A 15671-nucleotide genomic window follows, 5' to 3' on the forward strand; every position below is an offset into this window, starting at 1 on the left:
CCTCCCCGGGGTCGATTACAGTGCGGTTCGAAACCGGCGGGCCGGGCGGCGAGGGAGCGGCACGGAAGGCGCGGGAGCCGGCGGGAACGGGACACGGGAACGGACGCGAGCGGACGAGAACCGAGGGGCGAACGGGAGGGACGGCACGGTGACCGCGACACCTGGCGGTGGCATCTGGGGCCGCACCGAGCAGCAGGACTTCCGCAGCCGGGTGCGCGGCTGCCTGCTCGGTGGCGCGATCGGCGACGCGCTCGGCGCGGGCGTCGAGTTCGACTCGCTCGACGCCATCCGGGCCGCCCACGGCCCCCAGGGAGTGACGGACTACGTGCCCGCCTACGGGCGGCGCGGCGCTGTCACCGACGACACGCAGATGACCCTGTTCACCGTCGACGGCCTCATCCGCGCCCATGTCCGGCGCGACACCGGGGCCTGGCACCCGCCGACCGACGTGCACGCCGCCTATCTGCGCTGGGCCGCCACCCAGCGCGACTGGGGGCCCGACGAGCGCCGCACCGAGGACGGCTGGCTGGCCCGCCAGGAGTGGCTGTACTCGCAGCGCGCGCCCGGCCGCGCCTGCCTGACCGGGCTCGCCGACAGCCGGATGGGCACGCTCGACGCCCCCAAGAACCCCGACTCCAAGGGCTGCGGCACCGTCATGCGATCCGCGCCCTTCGGACTGCTCGTCGGCTGGGAGCCGCAGCTCGTCTTCCAGCTCGCCGCCGAGTGCGCCGCCCAGACCCACGGCCATCCCACCGGGTATCTGGCGGCGGGGGCCTTCGCCGTCATCGTCCACGCCGTCGCCCGGGGCGAGAGCCTGGACGCCGCGGTGCAGCGGGCCATGGCCCACCTGGCGGCCCACCCCGGCCACGAGGAGACCACGAACGCCCTCAAGCACGCGCTCGGAGCCGTGCGCCAGGGGCTGCCGACCGCGGAGCGCGTGGAGTCGCTGGGGGAGGGCTGGACGGCGGAGGAGGCGCTGGCGATGGGCGTGTACTGCGCGCTGGTGGCCGAGGACGTACGCCACGGCCTGCTGCTGGCGGTCAACCACGGCGGCGACTCCGACTCCACCGGCTCGGTCTGCGGCAACCTGCTGGGCGTGATGCACGGGGAGACCGCCCTGCCGCCGAACTGGGTCGCCGAACTGGAGGGCCGCGCCACCATCCTGGAGCTGGCCGACGACTTCGCCATGGAGATGACCCAGGGGCCCGCCCTCCACAGCCCCGCCACTCCGGCCGGCTCACCGGGCTGGCTGACCCGCTACCCGCGCACCTGACGGGACCGGGCCCCGCGTACGGAACCGGGCCCGCTCGGAAGGGCTCACGGGGCTTGCGGAGACTTACGGGGCCCGGAAGCGCCGAACCCCCTCGGCCGGGACGGCGGACCAGTCGAGAGGGCTTCGGCCGCGGTGCCGAGCGGCACCGTGAGACGCCGCGAGTCACCGCGGGACACGGCGCCACCGTGGTCCGGTGCGCGGCGTGCGGTGCGTGGTGTCGCGGCGTGCGGGAGCGGTCAGCGCCGGGCGAGCGCGCCCCGGCCGAGGGCTCCCACGAACGCCGTCCACGAACCGGGGACGAAGTCCAGCGACGGCCCCTGCGGGACCTTGGAGTCGCGCACGGCGACCGCCTGCGGCTCGGCGGACCGCACCTCCACGCACGCCCCGTTCCCGGCGGAGTGGCTGGACTTGGTCCACCTGTCGGTCATGCCCTGTCGGATTGCCATGTCTGCTCCGTTTTCTCCCAGACGGTGAAAATCGCCGGTTGGGCCCGGCGTGCGGCAGACGGTACCCCTCAACTGGGGCCGCCAATAACGCCGTTCACTCGACCGGATGGCATATTCCAGACAGCTCTTCACATCGACAAGCCGCCAGGTGTAATTTGCTGCGCCGCCCGTTCGCCGCCGTGTGCCGCGTGCCGTGTGCCGAGTGTGCGCCACCGGCGCGCCGGTCTCAGCCCCGGGTGTACTCCTTGGCGATGTCCTCGACGAACTCCCGCGTCTGCTCGACGTTGAGGGCCTGCGCCCGCAGGTGCTCGTACATCACGCTGTAGCTGTGCACGTCGCCGGCCTTCTCCAGGTAGAGGTCGCTGGTGACGCCCTCCAGGTAGACCACCGTCGAGTCCGCCGCGTCCGGGAACTCCAGGATGGCGTACTGGCCGTTGAGCCCGGGGTGCGCGCCCATGGCGAAGGGCAGCACCTGCACCGTCACATGGGGCAGCCGGGAGAGTTCGAGCAGGTGCTCCAACTGGTCCCGCATGATCTGCCTCCCGCCCACCGTCCGGCGCAGCGCGGCCTCGTCGATCACCGCCCACAGGCGCAGCGGACTCTTCCGGTCGTGGATGCGCTCCTGCCTGCGCAGCCGCACCTTCACGCGCTTCTCCACGTCCTCCGCCGACGCCTCGGGCAGCGCACCCGCGACGACGGCCTCCGCGTACTGGGGGGTCTGCAGCAGCCCCGGCATGACCTGCGGCTCGTACACGCGCAGGGACGCCGCGTCCGTCTCCAGGCCGATGTACACGCTGTACGGGATGTCGCCGAACGCGTGCCACCAGCCCTGCTGTCTGGACTCCTTGGCCATCTGCATCAGCGAGTCGACTATCCGCTGGTCGTCGACCTCGTAGACCCCGCACAGATCGCGGACGTCGCGCTGGCTGATGCTGCGGCGGCCGTTCTCCAGCCGGCTGATCTTGGACTGGGAGACCAGCAGCCGGTCGGCGACCTCCTCGGCCGTCATGCCCCTCTGCTCACGGAGCCGGCGCAGCTCCTGACCCAGCCGGCGCCGCCTGACGGTGGGATTGACACTGGATGCCACGGTGCGCACACCTCCGCTTACGCCAATAAGACCGCTCCTGGAGCAGATTGCCACCAACGGCCGTGTTCGCGCTGGAAAACCGCCACACAGGGTGCGCACGCGCACGCGCGGGGTGGCGGTCCGTACTCCGTGGTCGGAGTACGGACCGCCACCCCGCGCTCAGCGGCTGACGGAGCGGATTTCGGCCGGATCGGGAAATCCGCCGGGTGTCCGCCGGTGGGGGTGCGGCGGGGTCAGTGGGCGCCCGCGCGGGCCATCCCGCCCCGCCGTGCCTGCCCGGCGAGCGGCTGCGGCGCGGCGGACCGTGCCGCCGTCCGGCCGCCGCCCGGTCCGCCCGGCCCGCCCGCACCCCTGCCGGGAGCGGTGCGCCGGGGCTGCGCGGCCACGCCGTTCTGCACGTCCATCACGGCGTGCGCGACGAGGCCGCCCATCGGGTCGTGCCTGATCAGATCCCTCAGCCGGGAGCGGGATGACCGCCCCTCGTTGCCGGGGTAGAGGTGCTTGCCGAGGCCGACCGCGTGGGCCAGCGCGGCGAGTGCGGCGGTCCGCGGGTCCGGCGGTACGCCGGTGCGGATCGCGTTGTCGAGCCGGGCCCTGATCTCCCGGCTCACTGCCGTGTCCGTCGCCTGGTAGCGAGTCGTCGGCAACACCCCGCACATCTGGCTGGATACGGCATGAACCATGCCGCAGCGCTCCAGGTGTGTGAGATAGGTTTGGCGCAGCCCGAGTCTGGGCCCGCCGATCCAGTGGACCGCGCGGACGGGGCTGCCGCGCCTGCGCAGCAGCTCCAGCGCGGAGTCCAGGGTTGGATCTCCGGTCGGCCGTGGCAGCACCACGGCTATGCGATCCCCGTCAGGGGCTATCCGTCCTGCGAGAGCCAGCTCCACGAGCTGGGCCCCGGCCAGGCCGAGGTCGAGCGACTGCGGCTGCGCCGTGGTACCCGTGGCCGGGTCCAGGGCCAGCAGCAGAAGCTCCTCCGGAATTGTTCTGCGGCTCCTGCCCATCCATGCCTCCCCGCGTGGATGCATGACAGGGTGACCCCTCTCACAGAGGTCTGTCGAGAGTGCCTGGGTGCTTTGTCATGGAACCAGTAGGTATGTCGTTACCGTCTGGCAATTTAGCGGGCCCTCGCGGCCGCGAAACAGGGCCGGAGTGCCGGGCGAGGACCGGTGTTCAGGACACTGTTTACTGATACGACGAGTGGTGAGCACCAAGCGGGAGGCATAGGTGGCGGGCAAGTCCCCCGACAGTTCGGAACGGCAGACTTCGTTGGGGGAGACGACCGGAGAGGCCGGAACGGTTCCCGATCAGACGCGCGATCCCCGTGTGGCGCTGTACGAGGCGCCCCGGGACGAGGCGGAGGCCGGTGGCGGGAAGCCCTCGCCGAACGGTGACGGCCCGGCGGCAAAGGCCGGGGAGACGGCCGACGGGGCGGCCGGAGAGGCCGGCACCGCCGAGGAGGCGGACGGCGGCGCCGAGCCTGCCGGGGACGCCGGGACCGGGAACGCCGGGACCGCCGAGGACGGTGCCGAGGCTGAGGCCGAGGAACCGGAGGAGGCCGGGAAACCGGAGTCCGCCGACGGGGACGAGCCCGTCGGCGGGGACTCAGGGGAGCCCGGGGCCGAGCCGGTGGACCAGGCGACGGCGGTCTTCCGCGTCCCCGGGGACAAGGCCGGGAGCAGGACCGGGACCGGCGAGGACGGCGAGGCCGAAGCGGAGCCCGACGGGGGCGGGACCTCCCGGGACACCAGCGCCGACACCGACACCGGCACCGGCACCGACGCCGATGACGTCGACGGCACCGCTGGCACCGCTGGCACTGGTGACGCCGAGGAGACGCGCGGTGGCGCCGAGCCCGACGGGGACGGTGCCGAGGCGGAGGCGGAGGATTCCGGGGCCGGGGGGCCGGTGGACCAGGCGACGGCGGTCTTCCGCGCTCCCGGGAGCAGGACCGAGGCCGGCAAGACCGGCGAGGACGGTGAGGACGCAGGGACCGGACGGCCGGTCGACCAGCCCACCGCGATGTTCCGGGTACGCCCGGGAAGCACCCCGGAGGAAGCGGGTTCGAAGGGCCGGGGGAAGACCGGGGCCCCGGAGAAGGCCGAGGAGCCGGAGAAGGCCGAGGAGAGCGAGGTCGAGCGGACGAGCCGCTTCGTGCCGCTGCGGTCCGCCGACGCTCCCCGTGTGCCCCCGGCCGTGGTGCCGCCCGAGCAGCCGCCGCACACGCCGGGCCCCGAGCTGCCGGAGGCCGAGCGGACGAAGCAGCAGCCGCTGCCGCCGCACAAGCCGCTGGAACTGCTGGCCGAGCTGACGAACAAGCCCGCCCCGCCCGAGACCCCGCTGCGGGTCGCCCTGCGGCGGATCAAGATCTGGTCGCCGCTGGTCCTGCTGCTGGTGATCGTTCTGGCGGTCGCGCAGCTCATGCGTCCGCTGCCCGCCCCCGAGCTGGTGCTCACCGCCTCCGCCACCCATACCTTCGAGGGCGACAGGCCCGCCCTGGACTGGCCGTCCGAGGGCCAGGCCGTACTGGAGGTGGAGGGGCTCGGGTCCCTCGGCTCGTACGGCGAGGAGGAGCCGGTGCCGATAGCGAGCGTGGCGAAGGTGATGACCGCCTACGTCATCCTGCGCGACCATCCGCTCGAGGCGGGCGAGGAGGGCCCGAAGATACCGGTCGACGCGCAGGCCGAGAAGGACGCGGGTCTCAGCGCCCAGGGCGAGTCGACCGTCGAGGTCGAGGAGGGCGAGGAGATAACCCTCAACGAGGCCCTCCACGCCCTGATGATCGCTTCCGCCAACAACGTGGCGCGGCTGCTGGCCCGCTGGGACTCGGGCGGTTCGGAGAAGGCGTTCGTGGAGAAGATGAACGCCGCCGCCGAGGAGCTCGGGATGGAGAACACCACCTACACCGACGCCAGCGGGCTGCGCAAGGACACCGTCAGCACGGCTGCCGACCAGGTGAAACTCGGCAAGAAGGTGATGGACTACGAGGCGTTCCGGGAGATCGTCAAGAAGCCCTCGTACGAGGACCGCAACGGTGTCTCCCACCGCAACTGGAACGGACTCGTCCCTTACAACGGCTCGGTCGGCATCAAGACCGGTACGACCACCGCCGCCGGCGGCAACCTGCTGTTCGCGGGGGAGAAGGAGGTCGGCGGCACCACGCAGCTGATCGTCGGCGCGGTGATGGGGCAGCACAAGCCGCCGATCATCGACACGGTGATCGCCGAGAGCCGCGATCTGCTGGTCTCCGCGCAGGAGGTCCTGAAGTCGGAGAAGATCGTCGCCAAGGGCGACGTGGTGGGTTACGTGGACGACGGCCTCGGCGGCCGCACGCAGGTGGTCGCGACCGAGGACGTCTCGGCGGTCGGCTGGTCCGGCCTGAAGGTGGAGCTGGCACTGACCGACGGCGGCAAGGGCGTGCCGCACACGGCGGCTCCGGGCGACACCGTCGGCACCCTCACCGTCGGCAGCGGGCCGGGTCAGGTGAAGGTCCCAGTGGCCGTCCGGGGCGAACTGGCCGAACCGGGCGTTGGGAAGCGGCTCACCCGCATCCTGTGACGCGCGGGCCGCGGGGCCCGTACGCGGGGCGTGGTACGGACGGCAGGCGCCGCCCGTACCACGCCCCGCGCGTCTGCGGCGGGCGCGGGCCGTCCGGGCCCGCCGTTACGCAGCCGTGTCCACCGGGCGGCACATGTCCGGGCCCGCGGCGGTAACCAGTAGGGCCATGGCGAAGACGTGGTGGGCCCTCGCACGGGGCGTGGCCAAGGAGTTCCTCGACGACGAGATCCCGGACCGGGCGGCGACCCTCACGTACTACGGCGTGCTGTCGATCTTCCCGGCCCTGCTGCTGCTCGTCTCGCTGCTCGGCGCGGTCGGCGAGACGGCGACGGAGTACATCCTGGAGAACCTCCAGCGGCTCACGCCCGGCCCGGCCCGCGAGATCCTGAGCGACACGGTGGGCGAGATCCAGCGCAGCAGTGGTGGCGGCTTCCTGGCGGTCATCAGCCTGCTGGGCGCGGTGTGGGCCTCCTCCGGCTACGTCGCGGCGTTCATCCGCGCGGCCAACCGCGTCCTGGACATCCCCGAGGGCCGCCCGGTGTGGAAGCTCACGCCGCTGCGGATCGGCGTGACGCTGGCGCTGATGGTGCTGCTCGCGGTGAGCGTGGTGATCGTGGTCTTCACCGGCGGGCTGGCCGAGCAGGCCGGGAAGGCCGTCGGCATGGGCGAGCAGGCACTGCTGGTGTGGTCGGTCGCCAAGTGGCCGGTGCTGGTGCTGCTGGTGGCGGCGATGATCAGCATCCTGTACTGGTCGGCTCCCAACGCCCGGCTGCGGGGGCTGCGCATGGCGCCGGGCAGCGTGGTGGCCGTGCTGCTGTGGCTGGCCGCCTCGGCGGGCTTCGCGCTCTACACGGCGAACTTCGGCTCGTACAACAAGACGTACGGCACCCTCGCCGGCGCCGTGGTCTTCCTCGTCTGGCTGTGGCTGTCGAACCTGGCCATCCTGCTCGGCCTGGAGCTGGACGCCGAACTGGCCCGCCGGCGGGCGTACGCGGACGGGCTGCCGAAGGGGGAGGAGCCGTACGTGGAGCCGCGCGACACCGCCAAGTGGCCGCGTTCGCTGCGGCTGCGGCTCAGGCGGCGCAGGACGGAGCGGCGCAGGACGGAGCGGCGCGGGAGCGAGCCGCGCGGAGGGGACGTGCCCGCCCGCACCGGTCCGGACCGGGAGCCTGGCCCGGACCGGGACCAGCCCCCGGGCCCGGACGCCTCACGCGGCCATACGCTCGACAAGACGGCGGACTGAGGCCGGCGTCCGCGGGTCGTGGCGCAGCGGGTACCGTCGCCGCTGTACCTGCCGCCGCCGCAGCACCACGGCGGCCACGACGAGGGCGAGCACGGTCCCGCCCGCCGCGGCCAGCGGCACGGCGTTGCGCCGGCCCACCCGTACGGCGCCCGCCGCCTTGCGCTGTGCCAGGGCCTTGACGTCGGCCCTGGCCGCCAGTTCCTCGATGGTGTCGCCGAGTTCCCGGCGCGTGCGGTCGATCCGCTCGCGCAGCTCGGCGGGGGTCTCCGGGTCGGAGGGGATGCCCGGGGTGTTCGGGAACTCCGTCTGCCTGGTGTCCCTCGAAACGCTCATCGCCGTACCCTTCCCCTGATCTCGTCCAGGTCGTCGTGCATGCCCCGCAGCGCCCGCTCGGGCTTGGCGGGCGCCGCCCTGCGCATCTGCTGCCGCCCGAGGGCTGCCAGCACCCCGGCGACGAGGAACAGCACCGCCATGATCACCAGGGCGGACAGCCAGACCGGCCACACCACGGACAGACCGGCGATCGCGGCCGTCACACCGGCGCCCACCGCGTAGAGCGCGACCACCCCGGCACCGCCGAGCATGCCGCCGCCCATCCCGGCCCGCTTGCCCTTCTCGGCCATCTCCATCTTGGCGAGCTGCAACTCCTCCTTCATGAGCTGCGACATCTGCGCGGTGGCCCGCGCCACCAGTTCGCCGACGGAGTGCTCCTCCCCGGGCCCGTGCCCGTGTTTGTGTCCGTCCATCCGCTGCATCGTGCTCATCGTCGCGCTCCCCTCATGGGTCAGCACTCCGAGTACCTCCGCTCACCGCCCGCTAACCAGGTCTCACCCGTTCGTCAGCGGGCGGAGGGCGGACGCTACAGCCGCTTGGCGCTGCGCAGGGCCTTGGCGTAGTAGCCGTTGCCGTCGAGCCGGGAGGTGCCGCCCTTGTCGCCGATGGTCGGCCCGTTGACCTCCTCCCTGCTGGAGATGAAGATCTTGTGGCCGTCGGTGTCGTGCCCGAGGTAGATGCCGACGTGGTCCAGGCGCTCCTTGGTGCGGGCGTCCAGCCAGAAGAACACCAGATCGCCCGGCTGGAGGACGTCGATGGAGGCCGGCCTGCTGTACCGCGGCGCCTTCCCGGTGAGGGGGATGACGTCCGTGCCCAGGTCGGAGCGGGCCATGCCGTTGGCGGTGCGGGGCAGGCCGTCGCCCTTGGCGTCGAGGGCGCGCAGGGGGTAGCGGGCGCGGTACCCGAAGACGGTGCGGATGAATCCGGAGCAGTCCATCGCCCGGTACCGGGCGGTCTCCGGCTGGATCGTGGTGCCGTCCCGGAAGGTGTAGGGGATGCCGAGGTAGTCGTAGAAGTCGGACTGCTCCAGCCGGTAGTCGGCGCCCTCCGCGCCATCGGGGTTGATCGGGCCGAAGTCGGCGTCACCCGCGTAGGGGACGCCCTCGTCGTCCTTCACCGGGGCCTGGTCGACGTACTGGAAGGCCATCGCGAAGAGGTCGTCCTCCTCGCTGCCGAAGTACTCCCCGAACCAGTCCTTGAACCACTTCTCCTTCTCGGCGCCCTTCTTCCAGTGCTCCGGCATCAGCCGCACCCAGTCTCGGTGACGACCCGGGAGGTGGTGTTGGCGGGCTCGGTGAAGGTGCGGCTGGGACCGGTGAGGGCGGCGGTGCGGGAGCCGTCGGTGAAGGTGGCCAGCACCTGCCCGCTCTCGTCCCGCAGAACCGAGCGGTCGGGGTTCTTCAGCCGCTCCCAGGTCTGCCGGCCGGTCTGCTGGGCGGCACCCGACTTCACCAGGGGGGTGTCGGTGACCGCCTGGACGGCCGGGGCCTTGGCCTGCTCCTCCTTGCGGAGTTCCACGGTCAGGTACGCGCTGCCCGCCAGCAGGGCGAGGATCGTCGTGGCGTGCAGGACGGGACGGGACCCGCGCTTGGTCTTGGCACTCATCAGGTCAACTCCGGTCGGGGGTGAGGACGGCATGACGCGTACGGCCGAGGCCGTGGCGGCGACGGCGGCCGGCTGGAGGTGACGGCGGGTCCCGCCGAAGGGCCTCGGCGCTTCGGCGGCGAAGACGCCCTCCGGGCGGTGGAGCAGGGCGCGGCCCTGCCGGCGGCCGGCCGCCGGCGAGCATCACCACCCCGGCGGCGGTGGACGCGGGCACGGAAAGGAACGGGTCGGACACTTGGAGTCGCTACGCTCGTAGCCGCACGGCACCCGACGGCCCAGGGGCCGAACCGCCCCCGTACGGAACGGAGTTCGCCCATGGACCAGATCCCCCGACCCGCCCGCGCGGCGGACCGGTCCCACGCCGTGGTGATCGGCGCCGGTCTCGCGGGTCTGACGGCGGCCCGCGCGCTCGCCGACGCCTACGACCGGGTGACGGTGCTCGACCGGGACACGCTTCCCGCCGACCCGGCCCCCCGCCGCGGCGTACCGCAGAGCCGGCAGCTCCACGTCCTGCTCGCCCGCGGCGCGCAGGCGCTGGAGGAGCTTTTCCCCGGGTTCCTGGAGGAACTGCTCGCGGCGGGGGCAACCCGGGCGGACACCCAGGGCGAGGTCCACTGGTACCTCGACGGCCACCTCCTGCGTCCGGCGCCCTCCGGGGTCATCTCGTACGGCGCGAGCCGGCCGCGGGTGGAGCACCACGTGCGCGCGCGTGTCGAGGCGCTCCCCGGCGTCGTGGTCAGGGAGCGGGTGGAGGTGCTGGGCCCGGTCACCACGCCCGAACGCGACCGGGTCACCGGAGTCCGGGTGCGCCCGCGCGCCGACGGGGCGGGGGAGGCCGGCGGGGCCGGGGAGGAGACGATCCCCGCGGATCTGGTCGTCGACGCCTCGGGCCGGGGCTCGCGGGCCCCGGCCTGGCTGGAGGAGCTGGGATACCCCCGGCCGCGGCAGACGCGGGTACGCGCCGACGTCGTCTACGTCACCCGCCACTTCCGGCGCGAGCCCCACCACCTCGGCGGCCGGAGCGGCGTCGCGCTGGTGCCCTTCCCCGGACTGCCGCGCGGCGGGGCCATCGTCTCGGAGCGGGAGGACCGGTTCGCGGTCGTCCTCTTCGGTCTGCTGGGCGAGGAGCCGCCGGCCGACGAGGCGGGCATGCTGGCCTACGCCGAGACCCTGCCCGGACCGGACGTGGCCGAGGTGCTGCGCACGGCCGAGCCGCTCAACGAGCCGGTGAGGATGCGCTATCCGGCCAGCGCGCGCCACCACTACGAGAAGCTGGACCGCCACCTCGGCGGCTTCCTCGTCACCGGTGACGCCCTGTGCGGTTTCAACCCGACCTACGGGCAGGGCATGACGGCGGCGGCCCAGCAGGCGATCGTGCTGCGCACGCTCCTCGCCCGGAACCGGGACCGGGACCGGGGGCGGGGCCGGTCCCGGGGCGCCGGTGGCCTGCCCCGGCGCTTCTTCCGCGCCGCCGCCAGGGTCGTCGACACCCCGTGGCTGCTGGCCGCCGGCGGCGACCTGCGCTTCCCCGAGGCGGAGGGGAGGCGCGGCCCGGCCGACGGGCTGCTGGACCGGTACCTCACCCGCTACCGCGCGGCGGCCTCCGTCGATCCCGTACTGGGCCGGACGTTCCTGGCGGTGGCCCACATGCTCCAGCCGCCCGCCCGGTTGATGTCCCCCGGCCATGTGCTCCGCGTGCTGCGCGCGTCGGGGAGGGCCGGCGGGCCGGTGCGCACGGAGTCGTAAAGAAGTCGTGTACGCGACAAAAAAGGCGTGCACGGGTCTTGCCCGGCGCCGGTGACCGGCCAGTAACCTGCGATCCCCCCCCACGGCGCAACCGCTCCTCATCCCCCGTCCCCCCGCACCCACTCGAGGTCGCAGTGAAGAAGAAGTCACTGGCCGTCGCGGCAACCGCGGCATCCGTGCTCGCACTCACCCTCCAGGCCCCGGCCGCGGCGGCCGCGGTGTCCCCCTCCGCCTACGGCCCCGGCAGCAACCCGATCCTCTTCGTCCACGGCTGGAACAGCAGCGGATCCACGTGGAACACCATGGCCGAACGCTTCCGCGCCGACGGCTGGCCCGCCGGCCACCTGAGGCAGTGGAGCTACAACACCAGTCAGTCCAACGCCACCACCGCGCAGCAGCTCGCCACCGAGGTGGACCGGCTGCTCGCCGCCACCGGCGCGAGCAAGGTCGACGTGATCACCCACTCCATGGGCGGCCTCTCCTCGCGCTACTACGCCAAGAACCTCGGCGGCGCGACGAAGATCGACGCCTGGGTCTCCCTCGGCGGCCCCAACCACGGCACCGACACGGCCAACTGGTGCTTCCAGACCTCCTGCTCCGAGATGCGCATCGGGTCGGCCTTCCTGAACTCCCTCAACTCAGGTGACGAAACGCCCGGTTCGGCGCGCTACTCCACCTGGTGGTCGCCCTGCGACACCGTCATCAACCCCGACAGCAGCGTCGCCCTGTCGGGTGCGGTCAACACCAGGACCGCCTGCCTGTCGCACTCCGGGCTCCTGAGCGACGCCACGGTCTACGGCCAGGTCCGGGACACGGTCGACAGCTGACCCCGGCCGGACGTCCCCGGCCCGCCCGGCCGGGGACGTCCCCGCGACGGCCCGGCCGCACGGCCGCGTCATCCGCTGTGCGGTTCCGCCCGGCCGCTGTACGGTGCCCGCCATGTCCCCTCCCGCCGAACCCCGTACCGCCTCGTCCCCCGTCACCGCCGACGACCTCCGGCTCTCCGTGCACCGCGCCGTGGACGCCCTCCGCCCGGCGCCCGCCGACGGCTGGGGACGCATGGCCGGGCTCCTGGAGTGGGACTGCTGGGAGACCGCCGAGCACCTCGCCGACGACCTCTTCGCGTACGCCGTCCAACTGGGCCCGCGCAGGCCGCCGTTGGCGGACGAAGTCCCCTTCGCCTGGGAGAGCCGCAGAACCGGCGGACCGGCGAACGCCGTCCGCGCCGACCGCGCGGCGGGCCCCGGGGGACTGCTGCAGGTGCTGGAGGCGAGCGGTGCGCTGCTGACCGCCATGGTGCGCACCACGCCCCCGCACATCCGAGCCCACCACGTGCACGGGGTGTCGGACCCGGAGGGCTTCGCCGCCATGGGCATCGTGGAGACCCTGGTGCACACCCACGACGTGGCCGAAGGGCTCGGGCTCCCCTGGGAACCGCCGTCCGGACCGTGCGCACGCGCCCTCGCCCGCCTCTTCCCCGACGCCCCCGCGGGCCCGGACGTACCCGACGACCCCTGGCCCGTCCTGCTGTGGTGCACCGGGCGCGCCGACCTGCCCGGCCGCCCCCGCCCGGCCACCTGGCGCTGGTACGCCGAGCCGCGCGCCTGAGCTGCGGCCGCCGCCAGGGCCGCCCGGGCGGGAACGGCCCGCCCGGGTACCGCGGCCCCCGGAGCGGAGGGTGGTGCCACGGTCACGCGTCCGCGATCCTGTACCCCCGCCCTCCGGCGGAAGCCGGTGCGGAAACAGAAGGCCGTCATCGCAGCAGGCCGGCCGGTGGTGTTACAAATCCCTGGGGGCCTTGGCGCCGTACGGTGCCAGGCCCCCGGACGCATTCCCCGATCAGAGGTGCAGATGACCGCGGACACACCGCTCGGCCGAATCGACGACGACGACTACCCCGCCTACACCATGGGACGAGCGGCGGAGATGCTCGGCACCACGCCCGCCTTCCTGCGGGCCCTCGGTGAAGCCCGGCTGATCACGCCCCTGCGTTCCGAGGGCGGCCACCGCCGCTACTCCCGCTACCAGCTGCGCATCGCCGCCCGCGCCCGTGAACTGGTCGACCAGGGCACCGCCATCGAGGCGGCCTGCCGCATCGTCATCCTGGAGGACCAGCTCGAGGAGGCCAGGCGCATCAACGACGAACTGCGACGCGGGGACACCGGGTCCGGTCACGACGCGGACGCCTGATCCGCCGATCACGGGGTCGCCGGTGACCGGCCCGGGCTCGGCGCCCTCCATCGACGTCCGCCGACCACGGGCCCGGCCCCGAGCCGCCGGTGCAGCATCGCGTGCTCGGCCCCGGTCTCGGCCACGGTGGTCGGCGGGGTCAGAGGGCCTGTGGTGCGCCTGGGACCTGTGAGACCGACGGGTTCAGCGGGCCGGCGGCCAGGCAGAGGCCCCGCCGTCCGCGACGTCGTGCAGACGGATCCGGTCCGTGTATCCGGAACCGTTCCGCACAGCGATGAGCCGGGCCCGGGTGACCAGGCCGGTGCGCCTGCCGTCCCCGTCGCAGACGACGAGGTGACCCGTGCGGGCGGCGGCCATGACGGACAGCGCCACCTCGACGGTCATGTCGTCCCAGACCTGAGGCCCGGCCGTGTCCACGGCCTCGGCGGCCGTCCTGTGCGCGGAGTCGGTGCTCGTCGCCGAGCGGGAATGGGTCCGGACCGGTGTCAAAAGGTGCCTCCTGGAGATGGGGGAGAGAGATCGGGGCCGGCTTCCCGGCCGGGGCGGCTCTAGGCGGCCGTGCCGGAGGCGGGCCGCCGCGCGGGCGCGCGCCGGGCCGCCGGGACCGAACGGCGCCGGCCGCGCGAGGCACCGCCGCGCCCGGGGCGCTCGGCCGCCGGCGCGGTGACGACGACCGGGATGCCGGAGGGGGCCTGGGCACCGGTGATGCGGTGCAGCGCCTCCGCCCCGGCACGGACCTGGGCGGTCTGCGGGGCGATGCCGGCCGTTGCCATGAGACGGGTCACGGCACGGCGCTGGTCCGGGGTGACCAGGGTGACGACGCTGCCGGACTCGCCCGCGCGGGCCGTGCGGCCACCGCGGTGGAGGTAGTCCTTGTGGTCGTTCGGAGGATCGATGTTGACGACGAGGTCGATGCCGTCGACGTGGATGCCGCGGGCGGCGACGTTGGTCGCCACCAGTACGCTGACGTGTCCGTTCCTGAACTGCGTCAGCGTACGGGTGCGCTGCGGCTGCGACTTGCCCCCGTGCAGGGCGGCGGCCCGCACCCCGCTGTTCAGAAGGTGCCCGGTGAGGCGGTCGACGGCGTGCTTGGTGTCCAGGAACATGATCACGCGGCCGTCGCGCGCGGCGATCTCGGTGATGGCCGCGTTCTTGTCGGCGCCGTGGACGTGGAGCACGTGGTGCTCCATCGTCGTGACCGCGCCGGCCGACGGGTCGACGGAGTGCACGACGGGGTCGCTCAGATAGCGGCGTACGAGCAGATCGACGTTGCGGTCGAGGGTGGCGGAGAACAGCATCCGCTGGCCGTCGGGGCGCACCTGGTCGAGCAACTCGGTGACCTGCGGCATGAAGCCCATGTCGGCCATCTGGTCCGCCTCGTCGAGGACGGTGACGGCGACCTGGTCCAGCCGGCAGTCGCCGCGTCCGACGAGGTCCTTGAGGCGTCCGGGGGTGGCGACGACGACCTCGACGCCGCCGCGCAGCGCGCCGGCCTGCCTGCCGATCGGCATCCCTCCCACGACCGTGGCCAGTCGCAGCCTCACCGAACGGGCGTACGGCGTGAGCGCGTCGGTGACCTGCTGAGCCAGCTCACGCGTCGGTACCAGGACCAGCCCCAGCGGCTGCCGGGGCTCGGCGCGCCGTCCGGCCGTACGGGCCAGGAGGGCCAGCCCGAAGGCGAGGGTCTTGCCGGAACCGGTGCGCCCCCGGCCCAGGACGTCGCGGCCGGCCAGGGAGTTCGGCAGCGTCGCGGCCTGGATCGGGAACGGTACGGTCACGCCCTGCGAACCGAGCGCGGCCAGCAGCCCCGCGGGCATGTCGAGTTCGGCGAAGCCCGCCGCGGCGGGCAGCGCCGGGGTGATCGTCTCCGGGAGGGCGAACTCGCCCTGGAGCGCGACGGGGCGGCGGCCGTGGCCGTTGGAACGGACCGGCCCGCCGGAGCGGCCGGGAGCCGACGAGCCGAACCGGCCGCCATCCCTCCGCGGGGCGGCACCGCCGCTCCGAGCGCGGGCGAAACGGTCGTTCGTGCGTGTGCGATTCATGCGGAACCTTCCTCGACACGGCGCATGTCAGGGAATTCTCGCTGCGGGGAACGGCATGGAGAATCGCAAGAGCAGGCCGAATGGAAACGTAATTGGATTATGCGCTGCGGCACGGTCGAAAGGGCATGCGCCGGCTCTTTCGAAGGGT

The 15671-nt window shown here is 73.4% G+C and carries 14 protein-coding genes and 1 pseudogene; 7 read left to right on the plus strand and 8 right to left on the minus strand.

Features of this window, described 5'->3' with window-relative positions:
* Positions 1-148 precede the first annotated feature (148 nt).
* A complete protein-coding gene (locus tag BMY40_RS13675; protein ID WP_093659084.1) occupies positions 149-1273 on the plus strand; it encodes an ADP-ribosylglycohydrolase family protein in 1125 nt (374 codons plus the stop codon).
* Between the two features lie 236 nt (positions 1274-1509).
* On the opposite strand, the gene BMY40_RS13680 is transcribed toward BMY40_RS13675, so the two are convergent.
* The 3 genes from BMY40_RS13680 to BMY40_RS13690 form a co-directional block, all read right to left on the minus strand.
* Positions 1510-1719, minus strand: coding sequence for a DUF397 domain-containing protein (locus BMY40_RS13680; RefSeq protein ID WP_093659086.1), 210 nt, complete (start codon positions 1717-1719; stop codon positions 1510-1512).
* Between the two features lie 226 nt (positions 1720-1945).
* Positions 1946-2806, minus strand: coding sequence for a helix-turn-helix domain-containing protein (locus tag BMY40_RS13685; protein WP_093659237.1), 861 nt, complete (start codon positions 2804-2806; stop codon positions 1946-1948).
* A 233-nt stretch (positions 2807-3039) separates the two neighbouring features.
* Positions 3040-3810: a GOLPH3/VPS74 family protein gene (locus tag BMY40_RS13690; protein ID WP_093659088.1), complete on the minus strand. Its 771-nt coding sequence runs from the start codon at positions 3808-3810 to the stop codon at positions 3040-3042.
* A gap of 322 nt (positions 3811-4132) precedes the next feature.
* Here BMY40_RS13690 and BMY40_RS13695 point away from each other — a divergent pair, with 322 nt between their 5' ends.
* On the plus strand, positions 4133-6364 hold the full coding sequence (locus tag BMY40_RS13695; protein WP_342745072.1) for a serine hydrolase: 2232 nt from the start codon (positions 4133-4135) through the stop codon (positions 6362-6364).
* Between the two features lie 166 nt (positions 6365-6530).
* Positions 6531-7607 carry a YihY/virulence factor BrkB family protein gene (locus tag BMY40_RS13700; RefSeq protein ID WP_245770066.1) on the plus strand — a complete coding sequence of 359 codons (1077 nt, stop codon included), beginning with the start codon at positions 6531-6533 and terminating at the stop codon, positions 7605-7607.
* Here the strand turns inward: BMY40_RS13700 and BMY40_RS13705 are convergent.
* From BMY40_RS13705 to BMY40_RS13715, 3 genes and pseudogenes are all read right to left on the minus strand, one after another.
* Complete coding sequence (locus BMY40_RS13705) at positions 7572-7940, minus strand: DUF3618 domain-containing protein (RefSeq protein WP_093659093.1); 369 nt, start codon at positions 7938-7940, stop codon at positions 7572-7574. The two genes, BMY40_RS13700 and BMY40_RS13705, sit on opposite strands and share 36 nt — an antisense overlap.
* Positions 7937-8371, minus strand: a complete 435-nt coding sequence (locus BMY40_RS13710; RefSeq protein WP_245770067.1) for a phage holin family protein — start codon at positions 8369-8371, stop codon at positions 7937-7939. Before BMY40_RS13710 ends, BMY40_RS13705 begins: the two co-directional genes overlap by 4 nt.
* Positions 8372-8466: 95 nt before the next feature.
* A pseudogene (locus BMY40_RS13715) lies at positions 8467-9545 on the minus strand (C40 family peptidase).
* 315 nt (positions 9546-9860) lie between these two features.
* Here BMY40_RS13715 and BMY40_RS13720 point away from each other — a divergent pair.
* The 4 genes from BMY40_RS13720 to BMY40_RS13735 all read left to right on the plus strand — a co-directional run bounded on the left by BMY40_RS13720 (position 9861) and on the right by BMY40_RS13735 (position 13481).
* Positions 9861-11291, plus strand: a complete 1431-nt coding sequence (locus tag BMY40_RS13720) for an FAD-dependent oxidoreductase (protein ID WP_093659095.1) — start codon at positions 9861-9863, stop codon at positions 11289-11291.
* A gap of 134 nt (positions 11292-11425) precedes the next feature.
* The gene (locus tag BMY40_RS13725) at positions 11426-12118 is read left to right on the plus strand and encodes an esterase/lipase family protein (protein WP_093659097.1); all 693 of its coding nucleotides are present in this window, start codon (positions 11426-11428) and stop codon (positions 12116-12118) included.
* 112 nt (positions 12119-12230) lie between these two features.
* On the plus strand, positions 12231-12899 hold the full coding sequence (locus tag BMY40_RS13730) for a hypothetical protein (RefSeq protein ID WP_093659099.1): 669 nt from the start codon (positions 12231-12233) through the stop codon (positions 12897-12899).
* A gap of 243 nt (positions 12900-13142) precedes the next feature.
* Entirely contained in the window at positions 13143-13481 is a 339-nt protein-coding gene (locus tag BMY40_RS13735; RefSeq protein ID WP_093659101.1) for a MerR family transcriptional regulator, read from the plus strand.
* A gap of 183 nt (positions 13482-13664) precedes the next feature.
* Here the strand turns inward: BMY40_RS13735 and BMY40_RS13740 are convergent, their stop codons facing one another.
* Both BMY40_RS13740 and BMY40_RS13745 read right to left on the minus strand, forming a co-directional pair.
* Positions 13665-13970: a CBS domain-containing protein gene (locus BMY40_RS13740; protein ID WP_093659103.1), complete on the minus strand. Its 306-nt coding sequence runs from the start codon at positions 13968-13970 to the stop codon at positions 13665-13667.
* Positions 13971-14029: 59 nt separating this feature from the next.
* Entirely contained in the window at positions 14030-15523 is a 1494-nt protein-coding gene (locus tag BMY40_RS13745; RefSeq protein ID WP_093659105.1) for a DEAD/DEAH box helicase, read from the minus strand.
* Positions 15524-15671 lie beyond the last annotated feature (148 nt).

The organism is Streptomyces radiopugnans (assembly GCF_900110735.1).
GTDB lineage: Bacteria > Actinomycetota > Actinomycetes > Streptomycetales > Streptomycetaceae > Streptomyces > Streptomyces radiopugnans.